This window comes from Chamaesiphon sp. OTE_20_metabat_361 (assembly GCF_031364565.1).
Genome location: NZ_JANLWO010000614.1, coordinates 1 through 7435, shown reverse-complemented (window position 1 = coordinate 7435; position 7435 = coordinate 1). Strand labels below are relative to the sequence as shown.

The 7435-nt window shown below is 48.2% G+C and carries 7 protein-coding genes; 3 read left to right on the top strand and 4 right to left on the bottom strand.

All coding sequences use genetic code 11. The annotated features are described in order from the left end of the window. Together RMO35_RS17655 and RMO35_RS17650 are read left to right on the top strand one after the other, a co-directional pair. Window positions 1–1583: hybrid sensor histidine kinase/response regulator (locus tag RMO35_RS17655; RefSeq protein WP_309742674.1), on the top strand; the 1583-nt coding region annotated here is incomplete at its 5' end. 269 nt (window positions 1584–1852) lie between these two features. Then, window positions 1853–2158 carry a hypothetical protein gene (locus RMO35_RS17650; RefSeq protein WP_309742672.1) on the top strand — a complete coding sequence of 102 codons (306 nt, stop codon included), beginning with the start codon at window positions 1853–1855 and terminating at the stop codon, window positions 2156–2158. 302 nt (window positions 2159–2460) lie between these two features. Here RMO35_RS17650 and dxr read toward each other — a convergent pair whose 3' ends face one another. The 3 genes from dxr to RMO35_RS17635 form a co-directional block, all read right to left on the bottom strand. After that, window positions 2461–3642, bottom strand: coding sequence for a 1-deoxy-D-xylulose-5-phosphate reductoisomerase (dxr, locus tag RMO35_RS17645; RefSeq protein ID WP_309742669.1), 1182 nt, complete (start codon window positions 3640–3642; stop codon window positions 2461–2463). Between the two features lie 87 nt (window positions 3643–3729). Then, complete coding sequence (locus RMO35_RS17640) at window positions 3730–4296, bottom strand: HD domain-containing protein (protein WP_309742666.1); 567 nt, start codon at window positions 4294–4296, stop codon at window positions 3730–3732. 135 nt (window positions 4297–4431) lie between these two features. Further along, window positions 4432–4908, bottom strand: a complete 477-nt coding sequence (locus RMO35_RS17635; protein WP_309742664.1) for a hypothetical protein — start codon at window positions 4906–4908, stop codon at window positions 4432–4434. 214 nt (window positions 4909–5122) lie between these two features. Here RMO35_RS17635 and RMO35_RS17630 point away from each other — a divergent pair, with 214 nt between their 5' ends. Beyond that, complete coding sequence (locus RMO35_RS17630; RefSeq protein WP_309742662.1) at window positions 5123–5692, top strand: Uma2 family endonuclease; 570 nt, start codon at window positions 5123–5125, stop codon at window positions 5690–5692. A 322-nt stretch (window positions 5693–6014) separates the two neighbouring features. Here the strand turns inward: RMO35_RS17630 and RMO35_RS17625 are convergent, their stop codons facing one another. Further along, window positions 6015–7229 (bottom strand): glutathione S-transferase family protein, encoded by a 1215-nt coding sequence (locus RMO35_RS17625; RefSeq protein ID WP_309742660.1) that lies wholly within the window; start codon window positions 7227–7229, stop codon window positions 6015–6017. Window positions 7230–7435 lie beyond the last annotated feature (206 nt).

Below are 7435 nucleotides of genomic sequence, written 5' to 3'. Positions count from 1 at the left end.
CCACCAACGGCGACCGCATCCAAACCGGCCCACCCCTCACCACCGACCTCGACCTCCAACTCAACGATACCGAGCGCACCAATCGCGACCTCAATCGAACCGCCAAACAGCTCCAAACTGGCTTGACTCAAGTGCGGATGCGGCCGATTTCCGAGCTGTTCGATCGTTTTCCACGCGCGCTGCGAAATATGTCGATCGAACATGCCAAACCGATCGATCTTCAGCTCAAAGGCGGTACCACCCTCATCGAACGGAGCGTCCTCGAAGCCCTCAACGACCCCTTAATGCACCTGCTCCGCAATGCCTTCGATCACGGGATCGAACCCAGTGCCGTCCGCCGTGCCAATGACAAGCCAGATGCAGGTAGGATCGAAATTAGTGCCACCTATCGCGGAAACCAAACCGTAATCACCATCAAAGATGATGGTGGCGGCATCGACCTCGACAAAATCCGCGCTAAAGTCAAGAAAATGGGGATTGACGATCGAGAAATCGCCAATTTCAAAGATAGCGAACTGATCGATCTAATTTTTGAACCCGGCTTTAGTACCGCTGACAAGCTCACTGACTTGTCTGGGCGCGGCGTAGGTATGGATGTCGTGCGTACCAATATTCGATCGCTGCGTGGCGATATCTTCGTCGATACCAAACTCGGCAAAGGTAGTACCTTTACGATTACCGTTCCCTTTACCCTCTCCGTCGTCCGCGTCCTGATTGTCGAAGTCAAAGGGTTATGGCTGGCAATTCCCAGTAATATCGTCGAAGAAATCATCTTACTCAACCCCGAACAAGTCATCAGTACTGCCGGACAAAAGATGCTCCAATGGGAAAACTTCACCGTCCGGCTGATCGAACCCAGCCAGTACTTGCAGATTCCCAATTTCAATCCCCAACTGGCTACTACCAGCATCCCCACCATCAACTGTCCCACCGTCTTGATGATCGACCAAGGACAAGATCTCGTCGCCGTCGAAATCGATAAATTCTGGGGCGAACAAGAAGTCACCATTCGTCAACCCCAAGGCAATATCAAAATGCCTCCCGGCTTCACTGGCTGTACGATCCTCGGCGACGGTCGGATCGTACCACTCCTAGACGCGATCGAATTCGTGCGCTGGATCGATGGCGGGTTGGCGGTTGCCAATGGTCTGCGTACCAGTACGCTTGACTTTAGCACCGCCGATACTACCGCCACCCCCGCCGCACCGACCCAAAAATCTCGCGTCCTCGTCGTCGATGACTCGATCAACGTCCGCCGCTTCGTTGCCATGACCCTCGAAAAAGCGGGCTACCTCGTCGAGCAAGCTAAAGACGGTCAAGAAGCGATTGAAAAACTTCAAGGCGGTCTGCAAGCCCAAGCTGTAGTCTGCGATGTCGAAATGCCTCGAATGGACGGCTACGGCTTCCTCGCCACCGTCAAAGGCATCGCCAACCTCAAAAATATCCCAGTCCTGATGCTGACCTCCCGCAGCGGCGATAAGCACCGCAAAATCGCAATGAACCTCGGCGCGAGTGCCTACTTCTCCAAACCCTTTAAGGAACAAGAGTTGCTCTCTTGTTTGACTCAGTTAATTGGGAAGTAGATGGGAGTGGGGAGTGGGGAGATGGGAGATGGGAGTGGGGAGATGGGAGTGGGGAGATGGGAGACTGGGAGATTGTTGCATTACCTTTTACCTTTTACCTCTTACCTCTTACCCATTACCCTCTCCGTCCCCTCATCTCCCATCTCCCCACTCCCACCTCCCATCTGTAAACATCTATAACAATTCTTATCGATTGATTGAAAAAGTTACTATTGTGCAACGAAAGATCTATCCTGAAAAGTAGTACTAATATGTATTGGTGGTAACAAATGGAAAAGCAGAAATATCGCATGAACTGTACTCTGACCTTTAGTGATATCTATGGGCAGATTGTCATCTGGTTAATGGTAATTTTCATTAGTCTTGCTTCTGCTTTGTCCCTGTGGAGTACCACCCGGCAGATTTATGCCCTAGCAACGGTCGGATTAATTTTAGTGTTATCCTTACCCTTCTTGCTATTTGCCTTCGTCACTACTTTACTCAATCACATCGAATTTGTGCCGCTCGAAGTCAACGAAACTACCAGCAGCAGCACCAATAAGCACAGAAATAAACCCGAACCAGCAGCGGTTTAGGCTCGCTCGAGCGGGTTAATACAACGTCAGTTCCGGATAAGAAGAGCCTAGAGACTGGAAGTCTCGGCTCGTGCTGCAATGTCCGCCTACGCGGACTGATTAACTAGTCCGCGTAGGCGGACTTTGTGAGACTAGCCCCGATTTCAATCGGCGGCGGACTCGAACGAAGCAACTATCCCGGTTCCAAACTGATGTTAATGCAATTAAACTAGTGCTGTGACAAACCCGACTTTTTTGGAAAAAAGTCGGGTTTGTGTTGGCATCCTCACCAAGCTAATGAATTGCGATTGTTAAATTTGGCTCTAAATAACCTTCGCCACCGCCTGTTGATTGAGTTCGATCGCGATTTGTCTCGCCCAGACATCGGCAGCAATAATATCATCCAAACTCGGCGTTAAACTAAAATCATTACGATGCCGATCGCAGACTCGCTCGATCGTTTTGGGGATATCGAGGAAGTGGATTTTTTCGGCTAAAAACAGAGCTACCGCTTGCTCGTTGGCAGCATTGAGTACTGCTGGCATCGAGCCGCCAGCCTCACCCGCAGCGTAAGCTAGTCCGATACAAGGATATTTTTCGCGCTCGGGCGCTCTAAAGGTCAGATCGCCAGCTTTAACCAGATCGAATTTCTCCCAATTAGTATAGATTCGATCGGGCCATGACATCGCATATAGCAAGGGCAGTCGCATGTCCGGCCAACCCAATTGCGCCAAGACTGAGGTATCCTGGACTTCGATCAGCGAGTGAATGATACTCTGAGGATGGACGACGATCTCGATATGTTCGTAACCCAAACCAAATAAATAATGCGCCTCAATCACCTCTAAACCCTTGTTCATCAGCGTTGCTGAGTCAATGGTGATTTTTTGACCCATCGACCAGTTTGGGTGCTTGAGGGCGTCAGCAACCTTCACTGAGGCTAATTTCTCCGCCGGGAGATCGCGGAAGGCACCACCCGAAGCAGTCAAAATAATCCGGCGTAACCCACCTGCGGGGACGCCTTGCAAACATTGAAAAATTGCCGAATGCTCGGAGTCGGCGGGAAGTAGTTTGACCCCATGTTTTTCGACTAACGGTAACACGACTGGGCCACCCGCGATCAGGGTTTCTTTATTAGCCAGGGCGATATCTTTACCCGCTTTAATCGCGGCAATGGTCGGCAACAGTCCCGCACAGCCGACGATACCAGTTACGACACTTTGAGCGTCGCCATAACCAGCAACTTCGATCGTCCCTTGCGCGCCAGCGACGACAATTGGCTGATAATCCAGATCGGCAATTGCAGCTTTGAACTCAGTCAACTTGGCTTCATTCCCAATCGCCACAATTTCCGGGCGAAACTGGCGCACTTGCCGCGCTAGCAGCTCGACATTGCTACCCGCCGCCAATCCCACAATCCGAAATTTGTCGGGATTATGTTCGACAATATCTAGGGTTTGAGTCCCGATCGAGCCAGTAGAACCGAGTAAGGTAATCGCTTTCACAATTTATTTCGCCGATCTTTGAAGATTTATTTAACCTCTTCATCTTACGGCGATCGGGGATCGATCGATTAGATTAGGCTTTAGATTTTAGGCTTTAGGCGGATAGTTTTGAATCTTTTCGGCTAGTCTCGAAGCGAGGAAGGGACTAGCCGATTGGAGGTAGGTGTGAATTTCGATCGCCTCATTTCGATAGCGGACGATCTTGGCTCGATCCCAATGCACTGGCGGCGGCTGAAGATTGGTAATTCGTTCGCGTAGCGTCTCTGAAAGAGAATCGGCTAATTTTACCATCCAAATCTCGATCGGTTGAGTTTTGATGCGTTCTAGACTATCTGCCAATCGCCGAGATTTTTCTAAGTCTGAATTTTTGCTCAAAGCCAATACACCATCGGCGACTCTCACCCCAAAGATCGCCGCGATTCGATCGTAACTAGTATCGGTATCTTCGATCGTATCGTGTAACAAAGCACACTGTACTGCCAGATCGCCATTGTGCCCAGTTTCAGCACCGAGCGCGGCGATAATTTCCATACTTACTAGATTTAAATGCAGTAGATATGGTATGTTACTTCCCGGTATGAGCTGTCCCAGATGTGCCTGCGCGGCAAACCGACAAGCTTTAATATACAGTTCTCGATCCCAGTTAGATACCATATTGAGCAGCTACATTTATCTGCATATTTGGATTCACGATCCAAACCGATTCGTTCGCATTTAATAAAGGGATATAATTCATTTATAACCCTTTATTAAATGCTGTCGCTTGAAACTCACAGCTCTGATTGTGGTTTACAAGCTTTTAAGTAAGAATTTCTTGATATCTTCAGAAGTGTAAAATTTACCCAGATCGTAAGAGCTAGATGCCATCGTTAGCACGCCATTCTTCAATGTCAACTTATTCGCTTTGACATTGGGCGCTAACGAAATCTTAATAGATGTTATTTTACTTTCGATCGCGGCACGGGCAGTAGGATTCTTATTCAGAAACAAGATGGCACCTTTAGCATGAAACAGTTGTCTGGCGGCATTTTCTAATTCTGTTTTATTATCGCCAAAACTTTCAAAGTCCATATTCACCGAAATCTTACCGAGTTTCTGATTACCAGATTGGCTGGCAATACTCGATTGAAATTCAGGGATATAATCTCTAGAATACTTGGCAATTTCAGCTCTTGTTGCCAACGATTGTGCTAGGACTGGCTGCAAACTCATAACTCCAACTGACCCTACAATAGCTAAGGCACTCATCTTTAACCAATTATTCATTTAACAATGTTCCATGATTTAGTAAATGTATCGCCAGCGTAAATTTGGGCATTAACCGCAATTTACTGGAGACGATCTTACTACACGTTATCATGGTTCGATTCCCCAAACATCGATCTCTATCACTCGATCGATTAACACAGCTCTAACTTCAAATTAGACTAGACGAGCATTGAGGCATAATATAAGGTAAGACTTTTGGAGCATGTCACAAATGGTTCAGACCCCAATTAGACAACTTACCCTTGAAGAGTTCTTGGCTCTGCCAGAGACCAAACCTGCTAGCGAATACATCGACGGTGAAATCATTCAAAAACCAATGCCTCAAGGTCAACACAGCGTTATTCAGGGTGAATTGTTAGTTGAATTAACTCTTGCTTGGCGAGGAATAGGTATCGCTCAAGCTTTTCCAGAGCTACGCTGTACTTTTGGGGGTAGAGCAATCGTGCCTGACGTAGCTATTTTTGAAAATGATAGAATTCCCTATGACGAAAATGGCGACATCGAAAATGTCTTCAGCATTCCGCCCGACTGGACGATTGAAATCCTCTCACCCGAACAAAGTACTACTAAAGTTCTAAAAAATATCAACCATTGTCTGGCTTATGGGACACAGATGGGATGGCTAATAGATCCTACAGATCGATCTGTATTTATTATTGGGACAAATCAAACTTTTCAAATGATTGATGAGCCTACGGCAATGCTACCTGTACCTGCTTTTGCTAAATCGATCGAACTCACAGTGGAGCAGTTGTTTAGCTGGATTAAGAAAAAGAATTAGACTTAGAGGATGAATGGATGCGTCTAATTGCTACGCTTCAAGTGTGTAAATCCCCCTACTTGGTACAACACATGCGGAGGGAACCTCCGCGTGATTGCATCCGCTAAATCCCCCTTAAAAAGCGGGACTTTAATCCGGTTCCCCCCTTAAAAAGGGGGGTTAGGGGGGATTTTCTAGGGTTTACGAGTGCTACCCTTATACTTTCCAAACATCCTCTTAGATGAAAGTTACCCAGAACACCTCGGTTTCGTTGTGACAGCAGCAACGCCAGAGTTTTTCTATCTGGAATTGCAACCAGCTCCTCGCAAATTTAACGATCGGTTTATGTTTTAGCAAAATCAACAGGATTTTGGTCGCGACGATGATTGAAGGGAATGGGCACACCTTGCGCGTCGCCAACTAGTGCCGCAGTTGCCTCTAGCGCCGCTCTCAACCGCTTGGCAGCATAGATCGACATATCGCGAGGGACATTAATTCGATCGCGGATATAGCGCAAGGCTGCATCCGCTCCTGGTGGTGGCACGAGATCCGTTCCGGTCATCATATTTGTCAGCGCACACCGCAAGGCGACATCTACCAATTTATCATCAGCAGGATTGACCCGAATTACATTCGCATGGTGCTTAATCGTCCGGTAGAGGGCTTCCGCACGATCGTGTTCCGGTTCGACAAAGGTCGCGTCTGGTAAGCCCTCCCAGGGGCCATTATCCACCCGCGCTTTATTTTTGAGCATCTGGGGTTCGCCATTTTCATAGCAGCCGCCCATTTGAGGTGGTAAATCGTGGACGTGGGTATGAAAGTCGCTCTGAGTGCCGCGATAGGTTTCCCGACTTTCCATCGCATCAAACCAGGCACTAAAGCGCGGGTTATCCTCTCGGAGGGAATAGCCTTTATAGTAGTACAAGCTCGCATTCATCCGCTCGACATAGGGCGTAAAGATGACGTCAGCAGTACTAAAGACATCTAGAAAGTAAGCTCCGGATGTACTACTAAGTGCCTGCTCGACCATTTGCACGACACTGACAAATTGCGATCGATTGTGCTGCTCCTCCCGCACTGAATTTGCCGGACGACACAGCCAACTACACCACGCCCGAAATAATAACCGCTCTAACTGGCGCAGTGGCACTACTTGCGGATCTCTCATCCCGTAAGCCAGTCCGCCAAAAGCGGCTTCGAGCGCGAGCAAAATATCATCGCTCTCCGTAATCATCCGCCCGTCTAATTCTACGGCGGGGAGCATTCCCGAAGGTACCTTGCGCTTGTACCAACTCTCTTTTTCCCCATAACAGAACATCGTGACTTTTTCGATCCGATAGGGGATTTGTTTTTCTTCTAGCCACAGCCAAATTTTCTGACAGTAAGGACACCACGCATGATTGTCACGGTATAGTGTCACCCGCACATCAGTTTCGGCGCGTCCGAATAAGCGGAGTCGCGACTGCGCATTGGTTGCGCCATTAATCGGATCGCTCGGGACAAATTTAGCGGTGGGTAGATCTGCTAGTTCTTGCCAGCTCAAAGGATCGATCGTCATCTGGGGTGGTGAAATGGGATACTAGTGGCGATGTTTGCAATACTCGCTTACCTAAAGATAACAGTTTCGGCAGAGGTCGCCGATCGAACGACAAAGGAGAGGCAATTAATAAATTACCCCTCCTCTAAAGCGGATGTATTAAAACTATCCACTATTCACTGTCTTGATTCGCTGTCTTGTCGTTTTTTTATTCGGGGGTTCCCCCC

Bases quoted from the DNA above. Each gene is read 5' to 3' on its own strand.
- RMO35_RS17625 (WP_309742660.1), bottom strand. From the start codon at position 7,229: ATGACGATCGATCCTTTGAGCTGGCAAGAACTAGCAGATCTACCCACC.
- RMO35_RS17635 (WP_309742664.1), bottom strand. From the start codon at position 4,908: ATGAATAATTGGTTAAAGATGAGTGCCTTAGCTATTGTAGGGTCAGTT.
- RMO35_RS17650 (WP_309742672.1), top strand. From the start codon at position 1,853: ATGGAAAAGCAGAAATATCGCATGAACTGTACTCTGACCTTTAGTGAT.
- RMO35_RS17630 (WP_309742662.1), top strand. From the start codon at position 5,123: ATGGTTCAGACCCCAATTAGACAACTTACCCTTGAAGAGTTCTTGGCT.
- RMO35_RS17640 (WP_309742666.1), bottom strand. From the start codon at position 4,296: ATGGTATCTAACTGGGATCGAGAACTGTATATTAAAGCTTGTCGGTTT.